Here is a 19,062-nt window from a genome sequence, read left to right as displayed (position 1 = left end):
TCTGCATTTTAATGTGACGCACTGTACCAGTACAAGAGTACAAAGGGAATAAAAAAAGCCCCGATAGCATGTATCGGGGCTGTATATTTTACTTTACGTCAGAAGCGTAAGGCTTACGCGTCACCGAAACGACGACGGCTGGTGCCTTCTTCACGACGCGGGCCACGGCTTTCGCGGCGCTCGCCGGAGAAACGACGACCTTCACCACCGCGACCTTCGCTGCGACCGCCTTCACGACGCTCGCCGCCGAAGCTGCGACCACCGCCACGACGTTCGCCGCCACGGTCAGGACGTGGCTGTGCATCGCCCAGCAACTGCATGTTCATCGGCTTGTTCAGGATGCGGGTACGCGTAAAGTGCTGCAGCACTTCGCCCGGCATGCCTTTTGGCAGCTCGATGGTAGAGTGGGATGCGAACAGCTTGATGTTACCGATGTAACGGCTGCTGATGTCGCCTTCGTTAGCGATCGCGCCAACGATGTGACGAACTTCAACGCCATCATCACGACCCACTTCAATGCGGTACAGTTCCATGTCACCCGCGTCACGGCGTTCACGACGTGGACGGTCTTCACCACCACGCTCTGGACGGTCACCACGTGGGCCACGATCGTTACGGTCGCCACGACGTTCGAAACGATCGTCACGGTCACGGAATTCACGCTTAGGACGCATCGGCGCATCTGGCGGCACGATCAGGCTACGTTCGCCCTGAGCCATTTTCAGCAGTGCTGCAGCCAGGGTTTCCATGTCCAGCTCTTCGCCTTCAGCAACAGGCTGAATCTGCGACAGCAGCGCGCGGTACTGATCCAGATCGCTGCTTTCCAGCTGCTGCTGTACTTTGGCGGCGAATTTTTCCAGACGGCGTTTGCCCAGCAGCTCTGCGTTTGGCAGGTCCGCTTCTGGAATGGTCAGCTTCATGGTACGTTCGATGTTACGCAGCAGACGACGCTCGCGGTTCTCAACGAACAGCAGCGCACGGCCAGCACGACCCGCACGACCGGTACGGCCGATACGGTGAACGTAAGACTCGGAATCCATCGGGATGTCGTAGTTAACAACCAGGCTGATACGCTCAACGTCCAGACCACGTGCTGCCACGTCGGTTGCAATCAGGATATCCAGACGACCGTCTTTCAGACGCTCCAGAGTCTGCTCACGCAGGGCCTGGTTCATGTCGCCGTTCAGCGCTGCGCTGTTGTAGCCGCTACGCTCCAGGGCTTCAGCCACTTCCAGGGTCGCGTTTTTGGTACGAACGAAGATAATCGCCGCATCAAAATCTTCCGCTTCCAGGAAACGTACCAGCGCTTCGTTTTTACGCATGCCGTACACAGACCAGTAGCTCTGGCTGATGTCCGGGCGAGTGGTTACGCTGGACTGAATACGCACTTCCTGCGGCTCTTTCATGAAGCGACGGGTAATGCGACGGATAGCTTCCGGCATGGTTGCAGAGAACAGCGCGGTCTGATGACCATCCGGGATCTGCGCCATGATGGTTTCAACGTCTTCGATGAAGCCCATACGCAGCATTTCATCTGCTTCATCCAGTACCAGACCGCTCAGTTTAGAGAGGTCCAGGGTACCGCGCTTCAGGTGATCCAGCAGACGGCCCGGCGTACCGACAACAATCTGTGGGCCCTGGCGCAGGGCGCGTAACTGCACGTCATAACGCTGGCCGCCGTACAGGGCAACCACGTTTACGCCGCGCATATGTTTAGAGAATTCCGTCATGGCTTCTGCAACCTGAACAGCCAGTTCACGGGTTGGAGCCAGAACGAGGATCTGCGGTGCACGCAGGTCCGGATCAATGTTGTTCAGCAGCGGCAGCGAGAATGCTGCAGTTTTACCGCTACCAGTCTGGGCCATGCCCAGCACGTCACGACCAGAAAGCAGGTGTGGGATACACTCAGCCTGGATCGGAGATGGTTTTTCGTAACCCAGATCGTTAAGGGCTTCAAGGATAGGAGCCTTCAGGCCCAGATCTGCAAAAGTGGTTTCGAATTCAGCCATGTAGTACGAGTGCCTCAATGTCAATGGCGGCCAGTCTACTTAGCTCATCGTGAAAATGATTAGCAATTTTCATTGAAAAGTGTGAACCGGCTCAAAGTAGGTGTATTGACGAACAACAACGCCCTCACCAGTTAAGGTGATGGCAATCAAAAGATTACGGGCTGATGTTTATGTCGTCAGCTATTGCTGGTCCGATTCTGCCAGGTCGTCATGCTCCTGGCCCAAGAGCGATAATTCCAACAATGCATAACGGTGCTCAACGAAGTTGTGTACGTTGTTAGCAACCGCTAATTTGAACAGTGCCGTAGCGCTGTCCATATCCCCCAGACTTAGGTAGTACTTACCTAAATAGAAGTTGGTTTCACTGAGATGCTCAGCGAGCGAGGTGTTATCCGTTGCGTCCGCCTTGAGGCGTTCCATCAGCGTTGCTTCGCTAATGTTGCCCAGGTAGAACTCGACAATGTTCCATCCCCACTGTTCCTTGTCCGATTTATCGAAGCGCTGTTTCAGTGCCTCTTTTGCCTGCTTCTCATCGAGCTTCCGCTCAACGATGTAAAGCCACAGGCTACGGAAAGGATCATTAGGATCGTCTTGATAAAACGCCAGCAGATCATCTTGCGCTAACTTGTCACGACCGCCGTAATACAATGCGATACCGCGATTCAAGTGCGCGTAGTTGTAAGTTGGATCAAGCTCAAGTACAGAATCAAACGCTTCATAGGCAGCATCAAAATTGCCTGCCTGCGTTAAATAAATGCCTAAGTAATTGAATACTTCAGGCATATCAGGTCGGATAGCCAGCGCTTGTGAAAAATCATTTCGCGCCAATGCCCTCAGACCAAGACTATCATACAACACTCCGCGCTCATATAAAAGCTGTGCGCGTTCTTCATCGGTTAAAGCCCGACTGGCAAGTATTTGTTCCATGCGTGCCAGGATCACTTCCTGCTGCAAAGTCGGTTGCAATGGCACTGCGAGGACTTCGCTCTTACGCCAGGCAGAGTTGCTGCATCCTGCCAGCGTTAAAGCTGTCGCAACGAAACACCAGCGCAAAAAAGGCTTCATTTCCCACTCCCGAAGACAACTATTGGATGAACGTCCTGTCCCCCGGCGGCTTAACAAGGCGTCCTGCCTGATAATAGGCCCTCCGCAAAGCGGAGGGCAAATGGCAACTTACTCGCCTTGCTGTTCTGCTGCCTGTGCTTCTGGCGCAGCAGCTGGCTGAGACTGCTCGGTTGCTTCTTTAATGCTCAGACGGATACGGCCCTGGCGATCAACTTCCAGAACTTTCACCGGTACTTCCTGACCCATCTGCAGGTAATCAGTCACTTTCTCAACGCGCTTGTCAGCGATCTGAGAGATGTGAACCAGACCTTCTTTACCGCCACCGATGGCAACGAACGCGCCAAAGTCAACGATACGGGTCACTTTACCTGCGTAGACACGGCCCACTTCGATTTCTGCAGTAATTTCTTCGATGCGACGGATCGCGAATTTCGCTTTCTCGCCGTCGGTTGCTGCGATCTTCACAGTACCGTCATCTTCGATTTCGATGGTGGTGCCGGTCTCTTCGGTCAGCGCACGGATTACGGAACCGCCCTTACCGATAACATCTTTGATCTTGTCTGGATTGATCTTGATGGTGTGGATACGTGGAGCGAACTGAGAAATGTCGCCACGCGGCGCGTTAATCGCCTGTTCCATCACGCCCAGGATGTGCAGACGCGCACCTTTAGCCTGGTTCAGAGCAACCTGCATGATCTCTTTGGTGATACCTTCAATTTTGATATCCATCTGCAGTGCAGAGATACCTTCGCGGGAACCCGCTACTTTGAAGTCCATATCGCCCAGGTGGTCTTCGTCACCCAGAATGTCAGACAGAACAACGAAGTTGTCGCCTTCTTTCACCAGGCCCATTGCGATACCCGCAACGGCGGCTTTGATTGGCACGCCTGCATCCATCAGCGCCAGAGAGGCACCACACACGGAAGCCATGGAAGAGGAACCGTTGGATTCGGTGATTTCAGACACTACACGTACGGTGTACGGGAATTTGTCTGCTTCTGGCATGACTGCCAGTACGCCGCGCTTCGCCAGACGGCCGTGACCAATTTCACGACGCTTCGGCGAGCCAACCATACCGGTTTCGCCTACGGAGTACGGAGGGAAGTTGTAGTGGAACAGGAAGCTGTCAGTGCGCTCGCCCATCAGTTCGTCGATGATCTGCGCATCACGTGCAGTACCCAGGGTCGCGGTAACCAGCGCCTGCGTTTCGCCACGGGTGAACAGCGCGGAACCGTGAGTACGTGGCAGAACGCCAGTACGCACATCCAGACCACGGATCATGTCTTTTTCGCGGCCATCGATACGCGGCTCGCCTGCCAGTACGCGGCTACGAACAACGTTTTTCTCGATAGCGTGCAGGATGTCGCTCAGCTCATTAGCGTCCAGAGTTTCATCTTCAGCAACCAGGGTCGCGATAGTTTCAGACTTGATCACGTCAACCTGAGCGTAACGCTCCTGTTTGTCAGTGATGCGGTATGCATCGCTCAGACGAGATTCTGCCAGGGCAGCAACGCGTGCGTTCAGCGCGTCGTTTGCCGCTTCTGGCTGCCAGTCCCAACGTGGTTTACCGGCTTCTTTCACCAGGTCGTTGATGTTCTGGATAACAACCTGCTGCTGATCGTGGCCAAAGACCACAGCGCCCAGCATCTGGTCTTCGCTAAGGAGTTCAGCTTCGGATTCAACCATCAGCACAGCGGCTTCAGTGCCCGCAACAACCAGGTCCAGCTTACTTTCTTTCAGCTCTTCCTGGGTTGGGTTCAGCACATACTGGTCGTTGATGTAGCCAACGCGCGCTGCACCGATTGGACCATTGAATGGAATACCAGACAGTGACAGGGCAGCAGAGGCACCGATCATCGCCACGATGTCCGGGTTAACCTGTGGGTTAACGGAAACAACGGTCGCAATAACCTGCACTTCGTTAACGAAGCCTTCCGGGAACAGCGGACGAACCGGGCGGTCAATCAGACGCGCGATCAGGGTTTCGCCTTCGCTTGGACGGCCTTCACGACGGAAGAAACCACCCGGGATTTTACCGGCAGCGTAGGTACGCTCCTGGTAGTTAACGGTCAGCGGGAAGAAGTCCTGACCTGGTTTAGCTTTTTTCTGGCCAACTACGGTAACGAATACCGCAGTGTCATCCATGCTTACCATAACGGCAGCAGTAGCCTGACGTGCCATCATGCCGGTTTCCAGCGTGACGGTATGTTGACCATACTGGAATTTACGAACGATCGGATTCAGCAAAGTTCTGTCCTTTCTTAAATGTTTGACAGCACACCACCGGTGTGCTGTCGATTTAACCCGACCTTCTTCGCATCCTCGCGACTAATGACAACCAACACCCCCATGGGTGAAGCCTCTCATTAGCCGCGCGAACCTCTGCAATGAAGATCATTTATAGCAACAATACAATAGTTTCCAGTGAATTGCTGCCGTCTGGTTGAAAAAAGGGGCCATCAGGCCCCCTTTTCTGAAACTCGCAAGACTTAGCGACGCAGACCCAGACGCTCGATCAGCGCGGTGTAGCGTGCAACATCTTTACGTTTCAGGTAGTCGAGCAGTTTACGACGCTGAGAAACCATACGCAGCAGACCACGACGGCTGTGGTGATCTTTTTTGTGCTCTGCAAAGTGACCCTGCAGGTGGTTAATCTGTGCAGTCAGCAGTGCAACCTGAACTTCGGTAGAACCGCTGTCGTTAGTACCACGACCAAACTCAGAAACGATTTTAGCTTTAGCTTCAACGCTTAGAGACATTTTCAAACTCCAAAGTATAAAGAATGTAAGGATGCCGATCTCTAATTCAGCAATCCAATGTACGCCCCGCAGATTGTTAAACAATTTACCAGGCGTTAAGCGGCGATATTCTACTCGTCTCCCCTGCTTATCGCAAGGTGAGCCGTTATCGCCATCACGCTTCGACCGGATATTCGACGACCAGACGACGCGGCGCAACGCGCCCTTCGCCATCCATTTCGCCCATCCCGATGAACTTACCTTCGTCACCTTCGGTGACGCGGACCAGCCCTTCCAGCGGCGCTTCCGTCGTACGAACCGGGTTGCCGTTCTTAAAGTAAACGGAGGATGTTAAAGGAAGATTAACAACCGGGAAGTCCGCTGCCGGACTGTCCATCGGCATCAGCAATGGATCCAGCAAATCTGCCGGCGCGATCCCCTGCGCTTCCGCCTGTTCTACCAGCTCGCGCAGTTGCTCCAGGGTCACCATCCGCTCTACCGGGTACTTGCTCACCGCCAGACGACGCAGGTAAATCACATGTGCGCCGCAGCCTAGCTTTTCACCGAGGTCGTCGATGATGGTGCGAATATAGGTCCCTTTCGAACAGTGCACTTCCAGCTCAAGCTCATCACCTTCGTGGCGAATAAACAGCAGCTCATACACGGTTATCGGACGGGCTTCACGCGGGACGTCAATGCCCTGGCGCGCATATTCGTAGAGTTTTTTTCCCTGATACTTCAGTGCCGAATACATCGACGGCACCTGCATCGTGTCCCCACGGAAGCTCTCCAGCGCAGCATCAAGCTGTTCCGCGCTGAAGGTCACCGGACGCTCTTCTACCACCTGGCCATCCGCGTCGGAGGTATCCGTGCGCTGGCCCAGTTTAGCGATAACGCGGTAGCGCTTATCGGAGTCGAGCAGGTACTGGGAAAACTTTGTCGCCTCTCCCAGGCAGACCGGCAGCATGCCGGTTGCCAGCGGATCGAGCGCGCCGGTGTGGCCCGCACGGTTGGCGTTATAAATACGCTTAACTTTTTGCAGCACGTCGTTGCTGGAAGCGCCCTGGGGTTTATCCAGCAGCAGCACACCATGCACGTCGCGACCACGACGACGAGGACGACTCATTAGTCCTCCTTGCTGTCGTCCGCCGGGTTAACACGACGCTCGTCGTCATGTTTAACCACGCTGGTCACCAGGTTGGACATACGCATACCTTCGACCAGCGAGTTGTCGTAGAAGAAGGTCAGTTCAGGCACGATACGCAGGCGCATCGCTTTGCCAAGCAGTGAGCGGATAAAACCAGAGGCTTCCTGCAGCGCTTTAATGCCGTTTTTCACTGCCGCTTCGTCCTGATCGTTCAGGAAGGTGACGAACACTTTGGCATAGGCCAGGTCACGGGACATTTCCACACCGGAAACGGTAGTCATCATGCCGACACGCGGGTCTTTAATTTCACGTTGCAGAATGAGTGCGATCTCTTTCTGCATTTCCTGCGCTACGCGCTGAGGGCGACCAAATTCTTTCGCCATAATAAATTCTCCAGACAAAAAAGGGGCTAAAGCCCCTTTTTGAAAATATTGCCGGGTGGCGCGAGGCGATCCCGGCTTACAATCGGTAATTAAGCGATGGTACGCTGAATTTCGATGATCTCGAACACTTCGATCATATCGCCAACGCGAACGTCGTTGTAGTTCTTCACGCCGATACCACATTCCATGCCGTTACGGACTTCGTTAACGTCATCTTTGAAGCGGCGCAGGGATTCCAGCTCGCCTTCGTAGATAACCACGTTGTCACGCAGTACGCGGATTGGGTTGTGACGCTTGATGTTACCTTCGGTAACCATACAGCCCGCGATCGCACCGAATTTCGGTGATTTGAACACGTCACGTACTTCAGCCAGACCGATGATCTGCTGTTTCAGCTCAGGAGACAGCATACCGCTCATCGCGGCTTTCACTTCGTCGATCAGGTTATAGATGACGGAGTAGTAACGCAGATCCAGGCTTTCGGATTCAATCACTTTACGCGCAGACGCATCCGCACGAACGTTGAAGCCAACCAGGATAGCGTTAGAGGCAGCAGCCAGGGTAGCGTCGGTTTCGGTGATACCACCTACGCCCGAACCGATGATCTTCACTTTCACTTCGTCGGTGGACAGTTTCAGCAAGGAGTCGGAGATCGCTTCCACAGAACCCTGAACGTCGGCTTTCAGAACGATGTTCACTTCGTGAACTTCGCCCTCGGTCATGTTGGCAAACATGTTCTCGAGTTTAGATTTCTGCTGACGAGCCAGTTTAACTTCACGGAATTTGCCCTGACGGTACAGTGCCACTTCACGCGCTTTCTTCTCGTCACGCACAACGGTCACTTCGTCACCGGCAGCCGGAACACCGGACAGACCCAGGATTTCCACTGGAATGGACGGACCCGCTTCCAGCACTTCCTGACCCAGTTCGTTACGCATCGCACGAACGCGGCCGTATTCGAAACCGCACAGAACGATATCGCCTTTATGCAGTGTACCTTCACGAACCAGAACGGTAGCAACCGGGCCACGTCCTTTATCCAGGAAGGATTCGATTACCGCACCGCTCGCCATACCGTTACGGATGGCCTTCAGCTCCAGAACTTCGGCCTGCAGCAGGATCGCGTCCAGCAGTTCGTCGATACCGGTACCCGCTTTCGCAGACACGTGTACGAACTGGCTTTCGCCGCCCCACTCTTCCGGCAGGATACCGTACTGGGAAAGTTCGTTTTTAACACGATCGGGATCCGCTTCTGGCTTATCGATCTTGTTCACGGCAACCACAACTGGCACACCTGCAGCCTTCGCGTGCTGGATAGCTTCGATGGTCTGTGGCATCACACCGTCGTCCGCCGCAACAACCAGAACAACGATATCCGTCGCCTGAGCACCACGAGCACGCATTGAGGTAAACGCGGCGTGGCCTGGGGTATCCAGGAAGGTGATCATACCGTTGTCAGTTTCTACGTGGTATGCACCGATGTGCTGGGTAATGCCACCCGCTTCACCCGAGGCAACCTTAGTAGAACGAATGTAGTCAAGCAGAGAGGTTTTACCGTGGTCAACGTGACCCATGATGGTCACAACCGGTGCACGCGGTTCTGCCGCAGCACCTGTGTCACGGTCGCTCATTACTGCTTCTTCCAGCTCGTTTTCACGACGCAGGATTACTTTGTGGCCCATCTCTTCAGCAACCAGCTGTGCGGTTTCCTGATCGATCACCTGGTTGATGGTCGCCATGGCGCCCAGTTTCATCATCGCTTTGATGACCTGAGAGCCTTTAACCGCCATCTTGTTCGCCAGTTCGCCAACGGTAATGGTTTCGCCGATCACAACGTCACGGTTAACGGCCTGAGCAGGCTTCTGGAAGCCCTGCTGCAGAGCGGAACCTTTACGCTTGCCGCCTTTACCACCGCGAACAGCAGCGCGTGCTTCTTCACGGTCAGCTTTGGATTCAGCGTGCTTGTTGCCTTTTTTCGCCGGACGCGCAGCTTTTGCATTACGGCCACGGCCACGACCGCCTTCCACTTCACGGTCGTTATCATCTTCAGCCTGACGCGCATGCTGAGAAGTGGTCACGTGATAGTCGCTGGTGTCTTCAGTCGGCTCAACGGTATTCACACCATTCTTCTCGTTTTCTTCTGCCATACGGCGCGCTTCTTCGGCGACGCGGCGAGCTTCTTCTTCCAGCTTACGGCGGGCTTCTTCTTCCGCTTTACGCTTCAGCTCGGCAGCTTCATTTTCACGGCGGGCTTTTTCAGCCTGGGCGGTTTTGGTCATTTCGTCTGTCTGTTGATTGCTCACTTTGTCTTTTTCCGCAGCGTCACGCTTCACTTTATCACTTGCGTCGCGTTTCGCTTTTTCTGCGGCCTCACGTTCAGCTTTTAATTCTGCTTCACGTTTGGCGGTTGCTTCCGCCTCACGCTGAGCTTGTTCTTCCGCTTCACGCTGTGCCTGCTCTTCCGCGGCAAGGCGTTCTGCCTCTTGCGGATCACGTTTTACAAAGGTGCGCGTCTTGCGGACTTCAATTTGTACCGATTTGCTTTTGCCACCGGTACCAGGGATGTTTAACGTGCTACGCGTTTTGCGCTGCAGCGTTAACTTGTCAGGCGTAGAACCGTGTTCACGGTTCAGGTGCGTTAACAAGGTTTGTTTTTCTTGCGCGGTCACCGAGTCATCAGCGGACTTCGGGATCCCTGCATCAGCAAATTGCTGTACCAGGCGGTCCACGGAGGTCTGAATCTCAGCAGCCAGCGATTTTACAGTTACATCAGTCATGCTGTTCCTTCCTGCTACAGTTTATTACGCTTCGTCGCCGAACCAGCAAATATTACGTGCGGCCATGATGAGCTCGCCGGCTTTCTCGTCGGTTAAACCTTCGATATCAGCCAGGTCATCAACGCCTTGCTCAGCGAGATCTTCCAGCGTACAAACACCACGGGCAGCCAGCTTGAACGCAATCGCACGATCAAGACCTTCCAGATTCAGCAGGTCATCAGCCGGCTTCTTATCGCCAAGGCTTTCTTCCTGAGCCAGTGCCAGGGTGGTCAGTGCGTTTTTAGCGCGTTCACGCAGGGCTTCAACGGTTGGTTCATCCAGACCGTCAATTTCCAGCAGCTCTTTCATTGGCACATAGGCCAGTTCTTCCAGCGTAGAGAAACCTTCTTCAACCAGAACAGTGGCGAAGTCTTCGTCAATATCCAGGTATTTCGTGAAGGTATCGATCGCCGCATGGGCTTCAGCCTGATGCTTAGCCTGCAGGTCATCAACGGTCATCACGTTGAGTTCCCAGCCGCTCAGCTGTGACGCCAGGCGTACGTTCTGACCGTTACGGCCGATTGCCTGCGCCAGGTTGCCCGCTTCAACAGCGATATCCATGGTGTGTTTGTCTTCGTCAACAACGATAGACGCCACATCAGCCGGAGCCATTGCGTTGATCACGAACTGCGCCGGGTTGTCATCCCACAGAACGATATCAATACGTTCGCCGCCCAGCTCAGTAGACACTGCCTGGACACGCGCACCGCGCATACCGACGCAAGCACCGACCGGGTCGATACGCTTGTCGTTGGTTTTCACCGCAATTTTCGCACGGGAGCCCGGATCGCGAGCCGCCGCTTTAATCTCGATAACTTCTTCACCGATTTCCGGTACTTCGATACGGAACAGTTCTACCAGCATTTCTGGTTTAGAACGGGTCACGAACAGCTGTGCGCCACGCGCTTCAGGGCGAACGGCGTACAGAACACCGCGAATACGGTCGCCTGGGCGGAAGTTTTCACGCGGCAGCATATCTTCACGCAGGATCACGGCTTCAGCGTTACCCGGCAACCCTTCGGATTTGATCTCCAGGGAGATGTTGTCGCGGTTCACTTTCTTCACCACGCCGGTGATGATCTCGCCTTCCTGATCGCGGAACTGATCGACAACCAGCGCGCGCTCGGCTTCGCGCACTTTCTGCACGATAACCTGTTTAGCGGTCTGGGTGGTGATACGGTCGAAGGTCACAGATTCAATCTGATCTTCAACGTAGTCACCCACGTTCAGACTTTCGTCTTCAAAACGGGCGGCTTCCAGGGTGATCTCTTTGGTCGGCTGGGTCACTTCTTCAACGATTACCCAACGACGGAATGTATCGAAGTCACCGCTTTTACGATCGATTTCTACGCGAACATCGATCTCTTGTTCGTATTTTTTCTTGGTTGCTGTAGCCAGTGCACTTTCCAGCGCTTCGAAAATCTTTTCACGCGGCAGTGATTTCTCGTTGGAGACGGCTTCAACAACAGCCAAAATTTCTTTGTTCATCGCGGGCTTTTCACCTCAATCCAGACTGTTAAAAGTGGGGAACCAGGTTCGCCTTCTGGATATTACTCAGCGCGAACACTTCATCTTTGCCTTCGACTGTCACCGTGATCATTTCACCATCAACGGCTTTGATAATTCCCTGCCATTTACGGCGGTTCTGTACGGCCATACGCAGAACGAGAGCCACTTCTTCACCGGTAAAGCGCACATAGTGCTCGGCCGTGAACATCGGGCGATCGAGGCCAGGTGAGGAAACTTCCAGGTTGTACGCAACGGTAATCGGGTCTTCAACATCAAGAACCGCACTCACCTGGTGGCTGACATCAGCACAATCATCAACATTGATGCCATCTTCACTATCAATATAGATGCGCAGCGTCGATGTACGGCCGCGAACGAATTCGATGCCGACCAGTTCGTAGCCCAGTGCTTCGACCGGTGCAGTAATCATCTCTGTTAATTTTTGCTCTAATGTGGACAAGCCCACCCCCAAGACATAAAAAAAGGGCGTAAAGCCCAGTTATTCTGTAGTCAGATAACAAAAAACCCCGATAAATCGGGGCTTTAGATAACTGAACCCTATAGCCACAACTGTGGCCTGGAGCACTTTCCGAAAGAATTTTTTCAAATCCAGCTACGAAGGCTCTAAGTCTTCACAGTATATTTGAAAAAGAACTTTATGGGAAAGTGGTTGCGGGGGCCGGATTTGAACCGACGACCTTCGGGTTATGAGCCCGACGAGCTACCAGGCTGCTCCACCCCGCGCCTGAAACGTGGCAAATTCTACGCGTTTTGGACAGAATTTGCAAATAATGCTGGGATTTGGTACCGAAGACGGGACGTAAAATCGGCGTTTAGTATATTGATAGTTGACCCCACCTGTCAAGGCGACTTCCGCCAGATCGATCAGACCAAAATTTTTACAAAAAACGCATGACTCTCTTCCGGTCTTCGCCAAAAGATGATTAAATGAATACTCACTTATTTTGCATAAAAATGCACAAGAGAGCGAAAGCGGTCTCTAATCAGTCAATCAAGCAGGGTTTTATTCTATGACGACGATTCTCAAGCATCTTCCGGTAGGACAACGTATTGGCATCGCTTTCTCAGGTGGCCTGGATACCAGCGCTGCACTGCTGTGGATGCGCCAGAAGGGAGCGGTTCCGTATGCCTATACTGCGAACCTGGGTCAGCCGGATGAGGACGACTATGATGCCATTCCTCGTCGCGCTAAAGAGTATGGTGCAGAGAACGCGCGCCTGATTGACTGCCGTAAGCAACTGGTCGCGGAAGGTATCGCGGCGATTCAGTGTGGTGCATTCCATAACACCACCGGCGGTCTGACCTATTTCAACACCACGCCGCTGGGCCGTGCGGTCACCGGCACCATGCTGGTTGCGGCGATGAAAGAAGACGGCGTCAACATCTGGGGTGACGGTAGCACCTATAAAGGTAACGATATCGAACGCTTTTATCGTTATGGCCTGCTGACCAACGCCGAGCTGCAGATTTACAAACCATGGCTGGACACCGACTTCATCGACGAGCTGGGTGGCCGTCATGAGATGTCCGAGTTTATGATCGCCTGCGGTTTCGACTATAAGATGTCAGTCGAGAAAGCCTATTCCACCGACTCCAACATGCTGGGTGCGACGCACGAAGCGAAAGACCTGGAATTCCTGAACTCCAGCGTGAAGATCGTTAACCCGATCATGGGCGTGAAGTTCTGGGACGAGAACGTCAAAATCCAGGCAGAAGAAGTGACAGTGCGTTTCGAACGCGGCCATCCGGTTGCGCTGAACGGTAAAACCTTCTCTGACGATGTTGAGCTGATGCTGGAAGCTAACCGTATTGGCGGTCGTCACGGTCTGGGCATGAGCGATCAGATTGAAAACCGTATCATCGAAGCGAAAAGCCGTGGCATTTATGAAGCCCCGGGAATGGCGCTGCTGCACATCGCTTACGAGCGTCTGCTGACCGGCATTCACAACGAAGACACCATTGAGCAGTATCACTCTCATGGCCGTCAGTTGGGCAAACTGCTGTATCAGGGCCGCTGGTTCGATCCACAGGCGCTGATGCTGCGTGATGCGCTGCAGCGTTGGGTGGCAAGCGCGATCACCGGTGAAGTGACCCTCGAACTGCGTCGCGGTAACGACTACTCCATCCTGAACACCGTGTCTGACAACCTGACCTATAAAGCAGAGCGTCTGACTATGGAGAAAGGTGAATCTGTGTTCTCACCAGACGATCGTATTGGTCAGCTGACCATGCGTAATCTGGACATCACTGATACCCGTGAGAAGCTGTTCAACTATGTTGAGAATGGCCTGCTCTCCGCCAGCTCCGGTAACGGCCTGCCGCAGGTTGAAAACCTGGAACACAGCGATAAGAAGTAATCGACAGCAAGACATGCAAAAGGCGCCCAACAGGCGCCTTTTTTATTTGGTATTTGTAGGGCGGGTAAGCGCAGCGCCAGCCGCCATTTTGCCCGCTACCACAATATACAGACGAAAAAAAAGACGTCTTTCGACGTCTTTCTTCTGGAATATTGGTACCGAGGATGGGACTCGAACCCACAAGCCCGTTAGGGCACTACCACCTCAAGGTAGCGTGTCTACCAATTCCACCACCTCGGTACAGAATACTTAGTGCGGGATATCGCTGGTTGGCTTAGCCGGTGCAGCTGGCTGAGTCTGCTCAGTTTTTGCTGGCGCGCTCAGATTTTCCCACTCGCTTCCTTTGCTGGTCTTGTTGCTGTTGATATTGCCAAGCACCAGACTGATGATGAAGAACAGCGTAGCCAGAATCGCCGTTGTGCGGGTCATGAAGTTCGCAGAACCACTTGAACCGAACAGCGTACCGGAAGCGCCTGCTCCGAAGGAGGCTCCCATATCAGCGCCTTTACCTTGCTGCAGCATAATCAGCGCTACGAGAGCGATGGCTACAATAAGGAAAACAACTAAAAGAGCTTCGTACATAATCAACCTGTTCCTTGCGGATTTGCCGCATACCAATGCTTCGACCAATTAGCAGGATTTTTGTTTCCCACTGAAGCGGGTGTGAATACTAACCAAAGCGAATCACCTTCGCAAGGGCATTTTCGACGCATTGTATCAACTGCGGAAAAAAACAGCAAAAAGCCATGAATTGCTTAAAACAAAGGCGGCAAACGCCGCCTTTTTAAACATTTAGCGTGCAAGATTATGCAGCTTTTACGGCATCCGCAATACGGTGCGCAAATTCGGTGACCTGCGCTTCGTCTTCACCTTCCACCATCACGCGGATCAGCGGTTCGGTACCAGACTTACGCAGCAGCACGCGTCCACGGCTGCCCAGAGCCGCTTCAACATCAGCCATCACCGCTTTGACGTTCTCATTTTCCAGCGGATCGCCTTTGCCAGCAGTAAAGCGCACGTTCACCAGGATCTGTGGGAACATTTTCATCCCGCTGCACAGATCGTGCAGGCTCATATGGTTGCGCGCCATCGCGGCAACCACCTGCAGCGCGGCCACGATACCGTCACCGGTGGTGGTTTTGTCGAGCAGGATGACGTGACCCGAGTTTTCTGCACCGATGCGCCAGCCCTTCTCCTGCAGTTTTTCCAGCACGTAGCGGTCACCCACTTTCGCGCGGACAAACGGAATACCGAGCTGTTTCAGCGCCAGTTCCAGGCCCATGTTACTCATCAGCGTACCTACCGCACCGCCGCGCAACTGGCCCTGACGTAGACCTTCACGTGCAATGATGTAGAGGATCTGATCGCCGTCGACCTTGTTACCTTCGTGGTCGACCATGATCACGCGGTCACCGTCGCCGTCCAGCGCAATACCCAGATCGGCTTTCTCCGCCAGAACACGCGCCTGCAGAGCACGAACGTCAGTTGCCCCCACCTGCTCGTTAATGTTCAGACCATCCGGCTCGCAGCCAATGGCGATCACTTTCGCACCCAGTTCGCGGAAAACATTTGGGGCGATGTGGTAGGTCGCACCGTTCGCACAGTCCACCACAATTTTCAGATGAGCCAGGCTCAGCTCATTCGGGAAGGTACCTTTACAGAATTCGATATAACGCCCCGCCGCATCGACGATACGGTTCGCTTTACCCAGCTCTGCGGAATCAACACAGGTGATCTCTTTTTCCATTTCGGCTTCAATCGCCTCTTCCACGTCATCCGGCAGCTTGGTGCCGTCAATGGAGAAGAATTTAATGCCGTTGTCATAGAACGGGTTGTGAGAAGCCGAAATGACAATCCCCGCTTCCGCACGGAAGGTGCGCGTCAGATACGCGACTGCAGGCGTTGGCATTGGACCCGTAAAGGAGGCGGACAGTCCGGCAGCTGCCAGACCCGCTTCAAGCGCGGACTCGAGCATATAGCCCGAAATACGGGTGTCTTTACCGATGATAATTTTACGTGAGCCATGACGCGCCAGTACCTTGCCAGCAGCCCAGCCGAGCTTCAGGACAAAATCAGGGGTGATGGGAGCATCGCCTACACGCCCACGGATACCGTCGGTACCAAAATATTTACGATTACTCATAGCGTTTGTTTTCCTTCGCTACCAGTGTGGCTTCCACCACACGCATGGCTTCTACTGTTTCTTTGACGTCATGGACACGAATAATGTGTGCACCCTGCATCGCCGCAATCACTGCGCAGGCCAGGCTGCCGCTCAGGCGTTCGCTCGGCCCCACGTTCAGCAACTGCCCAATCATCGACTTTCTCGACATCCCCACCAGTAACGGCAGGCCAAAATGATGGAATTCCGACAGGCGCGCAAGCAACGCATAATTGTGTGAGAGATTTTTACCGAAACCGAACCCCGGGTCGAGCAGCAATTTCTCTTTTGGGATACCTGCACGTTCACAGCGTGCAATATGCTCAATAAAGAAGCGATTCACGTCGGCAAAGACATCGTCATACTTCGGTGCTTCCTGCATGGTTTTCGGTTGGCCCTGCATGTGCATCAGGCATACCGGTAACCCCGTCTCTGCCGCGGCTTCAAGTGCGCCAGGCTCGGTGAGTGAGCGTATATCATTAATAATGTGAGCGCCCACTCTCGCCACTTCACGAATCACTTCGGGTTTGGAGGTATCAACGGAGATCCACACTTCAAACCGCTGTGCAATCGCTTCAACCACCGGCACGACGCGCGCCAGCTCTTCTTCCACAGACACGTCAGCCGCACCAGGACGCGTCGATTCGCCGCCAACGTCAATGATGGTGGCACCCGCATTAATCATTAAATTCGCGTGCTTAACCGCCTCGATAAGCGTGTTATGCGTGCCGCCGTCAGAGAAGGAGTCAGGGGTAACATTCAGGATCCCCATCACATGGGGATGTGAAAGATCGAGATGCGAGTCCTGAGCGAATAATTTCATGGCGAAATCCCTGATATCTATATGGTTAAACAGAAATGAAAAACCCCGGAGCAAGCTCCAGGGTTTGAGGTACAGACAAACGCGTCAACAGCAGTAACTTACTTATCGCCCAACTGTTCTGACATGGTATTACCCGGGTTTGGCGTACGCGGTTCATCAACCGGACGCGGCGCACGCGGGGTGCCATTGTTGTCAGAATTATTGGAAGCGCCTGGGTCTTCCCAGCCTGCTGGCGGACGCACTTCACGGCGCGCCATCAGGTCGTCAATCTGCGGTGCATCGATGGTCTCATACTTCATAAGCGCATCTTTCATCGAATGCAGGATGTCCATATTGTCGTTCAGGATCTGGCGAGCACGTGCATAGTTACGCTCTACCAGAGATTTTACTTCCTGGTCGATGATACGTGCAGTCTCATCGGACATATGTTTCGCTTTCGCCACAGAACGGCCCAGGAAGACTTCACCCTCTTCCTCTGCATACAGCAGCGGACCGAGTTTGTCGGAGAAGCCCCACTGCGTCACCATGTTACGCGCCAGGTTTGTCGCGACTTTGATGTCGTTGGACGCACCGGTAGAAACATGTTCCACACCGTAGATAATCTCTTCTGCCAGGCGACCACCGTAGAGGGTAGAAATCTGACTTTCCAGTTTCTGACGGCTGGCGCTGATCGCGTCGCCTTCAGGCAGGAAGAAGGTCACACCCAGCGCACGACCGCGCGGAATAATCGTCACTTTATGCACCGGATCGTGTTCCGGCACGAGGCGACCGATAATCGCGTGACCCGCTTCGTGGTATGCCGTGGACTCTTTCTGCGCTTCCGTCATCACCATGGAGCGACGTTCCGCACCCATCATGATTTTGTCTTTCGCTTTCTCGAACTCGACCATCGATACGACGCGCTTGTTACCGCGAGCGGCAAACAGAGCAGCTTCGTTGACCAGGTTAGCCAAGTCCGCACCGGAGAAGCCCGGGGTACCGCGCGCAATGATTGCCGCGTCGATATCTGGTGCCAGCGGTACGCGACGCATGTGAACTTTCAGAATCTGTTCACGACCGCGAACGTCCGGCAGACCCACAACAACCTGACGGTCGAAACGGCCTGGACGCAGCAGCGCAGGGTCAAGTACGTCCGGACGGTTAGTCGCCGCGATAACGATGATACCTTCGTTACCTTCGAAGCCGTCCATCTCAACCAGCATCTGGTTCAGCGTCTGTTCACGTTCATCGTGACCACCGCCCAGACCTGCGCCACGCTGGCGGCCTACGGCGTCGATTTCATCGATGAAGATAATGCACGGTGCTGCCTTTTTGGCCTGCTCGAACATGTCACGTACACGAGATGCACCGACACCCACGAACATTTCAACGAAGTCAGAACCTGAAATAGTAAAGAACGGCACCTTCGCTTCGCCCGCGATGGCTTTCGCCAGCAGGGTTTTACCGGTACCCGGAGGGCCAACCATCAGCACGCCTTTCGGGATCTTACCGCCCAGCTTCTGGAAACGGCTCGGTTCACGCAGGTATTCAACCAGTTCGCCGACCTCTTCTTTCGCTTCGTCACACCCGGCAACGTCTGCAAAAGTGGTCTTGATCTGATCTTCCGTTAACATACGCGCCTTGCTCTTACCGAACGACATGGCACCTTTGCCACCGCCGCCCTGCATCTGGCGCATAAAGAAGATCCAGACGCCGATAAGAAGCAGCATCGGGAACCAGGAAATGAAGATAGAAGCCAGCAGGCTTGGTTCTTCTGGCGGCTCGCCAACTACCTTGACGTTTTTGGTCAGAAGGTTATCAAGCAGCTTAGGATCGTTCACCGGGATGTAAGTCGTGTAACGGTTACTATCTTTCTTGGTAACGTTGATCTCACGTCCGTTGATACGCGCTTCGCGAACCTGGTCCTGATTGACCTCCTGCAGGAAGGTAGAATAATCCACCTTGCGGCCATTCGACTCGCTGGGCCCAAAGCTCTGGAATACTGACATCAGCACAACGGCAATGACCAGCCAGAGTATTAGGTTTTTCGCCAT

Annotated in this window: 15 protein-coding genes and 2 tRNA genes; 1 reads left to right on the top strand and 16 read right to left on the bottom strand. The window is 53.9% G+C overall.

Features of this window, described 5'->3' with window-relative positions; all coding sequences use genetic code 11:
- Positions 1–113 precede the first annotated feature (113 nt).
- From P349_RS08985 to P349_RS09030, 11 genes are all read right to left on the bottom strand, one after another.
- The gene (locus P349_RS08985; RefSeq protein WP_024906370.1) at positions 114–2,009 is read right to left on the bottom strand and encodes a DEAD/DEAH family ATP-dependent RNA helicase; all 1,896 of its coding nucleotides are present in this window, start codon (positions 2,007–2,009) and stop codon (positions 114–116) included.
- A complete protein-coding gene (gene yrbN / locus P349_RS27055; RefSeq protein WP_100122156.1) occupies positions 2,002–2,082 on the bottom strand; it encodes a protein YrbN in 81 nt (26 codons plus the stop codon). The genes P349_RS08985 and yrbN overlap by 8 nt, the downstream gene beginning before the upstream one ends.
- A gap of 107 nt (positions 2,083–2,189) precedes the next feature.
- Positions 2,190–3,074, bottom strand: a complete 885-nt coding sequence (gene nlpI, locus P349_RS08990; RefSeq protein WP_023309331.1) for a lipoprotein NlpI — start codon at positions 3,072–3,074, stop codon at positions 2,190–2,192.
- A gap of 108 nt (positions 3,075–3,182) precedes the next feature.
- Positions 3,183–5,321 carry a polyribonucleotide nucleotidyltransferase gene (gene pnp / locus P349_RS08995; RefSeq protein ID WP_032650371.1) on the bottom strand — a complete coding sequence of 713 codons (2,139 nt, stop codon included), beginning with the start codon at positions 5,319–5,321 and terminating at the stop codon, positions 3,183–3,185.
- 242 nt (positions 5,322–5,563) lie between these two features.
- On the bottom strand, positions 5,564–5,833 hold the full coding sequence (rpsO, locus tag P349_RS09000) for a 30S ribosomal protein S15 (RefSeq protein ID WP_003861789.1): 270 nt from the start codon (positions 5,831–5,833) through the stop codon (positions 5,564–5,566).
- Between the two features lie 154 nt (positions 5,834–5,987).
- The gene (gene truB, locus P349_RS09005; protein WP_032650373.1) at positions 5,988–6,938 is read right to left on the bottom strand and encodes a tRNA pseudouridine(55) synthase TruB; all 951 of its coding nucleotides are present in this window, start codon (positions 6,936–6,938) and stop codon (positions 5,988–5,990) included.
- Positions 6,938–7,342 (bottom strand): 30S ribosome-binding factor RbfA, encoded by a 405-nt coding sequence (gene rbfA / locus P349_RS09010; RefSeq protein ID WP_003024988.1) that lies wholly within the window; start codon positions 7,340–7,342, stop codon positions 6,938–6,940. The genes truB and rbfA overlap by 1 nt, the downstream gene beginning before the upstream one ends.
- An 89-nt stretch (positions 7,343–7,431) precedes the next feature.
- Positions 7,432–10,119: a translation initiation factor IF-2 gene (infB, locus tag P349_RS09015; RefSeq protein WP_032650375.1), complete on the bottom strand. Its 2,688-nt coding sequence runs from the start codon at positions 10,117–10,119 to the stop codon at positions 7,432–7,434.
- Positions 10,120–10,143: 24 nt separating this feature from the next.
- Positions 10,144–11,646 carry a transcription termination factor NusA gene (gene nusA, locus P349_RS09020; protein ID WP_003861798.1) on the bottom strand — a complete coding sequence of 501 codons (1,503 nt, stop codon included), beginning with the start codon at positions 11,644–11,646 and terminating at the stop codon, positions 10,144–10,146.
- A 28-nt stretch (positions 11,647–11,674) separates the two neighbouring features.
- On the bottom strand, positions 11,675–12,127 hold the full coding sequence (gene rimP / locus P349_RS09025; protein ID WP_014833432.1) for a ribosome maturation factor RimP: 453 nt from the start codon (positions 12,125–12,127) through the stop codon (positions 11,675–11,677).
- A 207-nt stretch (positions 12,128–12,334) separates the two neighbouring features.
- Positions 12,335–12,411: transfer RNA gene (locus P349_RS09030), tRNA-Met, on the bottom strand.
- A 287-nt stretch (positions 12,412–12,698) separates the two neighbouring features.
- Here P349_RS09030 and argG point away from each other — a divergent pair.
- Complete coding sequence (gene argG, locus P349_RS09035) at positions 12,699–14,045, top strand: argininosuccinate synthase (protein ID WP_024906366.1); 1,347 nt, start codon at positions 12,699–12,701, stop codon at positions 14,043–14,045.
- Between the two features lie 153 nt (positions 14,046–14,198).
- Here argG and P349_RS09040 read toward each other — a convergent pair.
- The 5 genes from P349_RS09040 to ftsH form a co-directional block, all read right to left on the bottom strand.
- A tRNA-Leu gene (locus tag P349_RS09040) sits at positions 14,199–14,285 on the bottom strand.
- A gap of 9 nt (positions 14,286–14,294) precedes the next feature.
- On the bottom strand, positions 14,295–14,627 hold the full coding sequence (gene secG, locus P349_RS09045; protein ID WP_023309338.1) for a preprotein translocase subunit SecG: 333 nt from the start codon (positions 14,625–14,627) through the stop codon (positions 14,295–14,297).
- Positions 14,628–14,850: 223 nt separating this feature from the next.
- Positions 14,851–16,188 (bottom strand): phosphoglucosamine mutase, encoded by a 1,338-nt coding sequence (glmM, locus tag P349_RS09050; RefSeq protein WP_024906365.1) that lies wholly within the window; start codon positions 16,186–16,188, stop codon positions 14,851–14,853.
- Complete coding sequence (gene folP, locus P349_RS09055) at positions 16,181–17,029, bottom strand: dihydropteroate synthase (protein WP_032650377.1); 849 nt, start codon at positions 17,027–17,029, stop codon at positions 16,181–16,183. Before folP ends, glmM begins: the two co-directional genes overlap by 8 nt.
- A 98-nt stretch (positions 17,030–17,127) precedes the next feature.
- Positions 17,128–19,062, bottom strand: coding sequence for an ATP-dependent zinc metalloprotease FtsH (ftsH, locus tag P349_RS09060; protein WP_010436002.1), 1,935 nt, complete (start codon positions 19,060–19,062; stop codon positions 17,128–17,130).

The sequence above is a fragment of the Enterobacter sp. DC4 genome (genome assembly GCF_000568095.1).
Classification (GTDB): Bacteria; Pseudomonadota; Gammaproteobacteria; order Enterobacterales; family Enterobacteriaceae; genus Enterobacter; species Enterobacter pseudoroggenkampii.
Note: the sequence above shows the minus strand (reverse complement) of the source record. Positions and strands in the feature narration are given on the sequence as shown.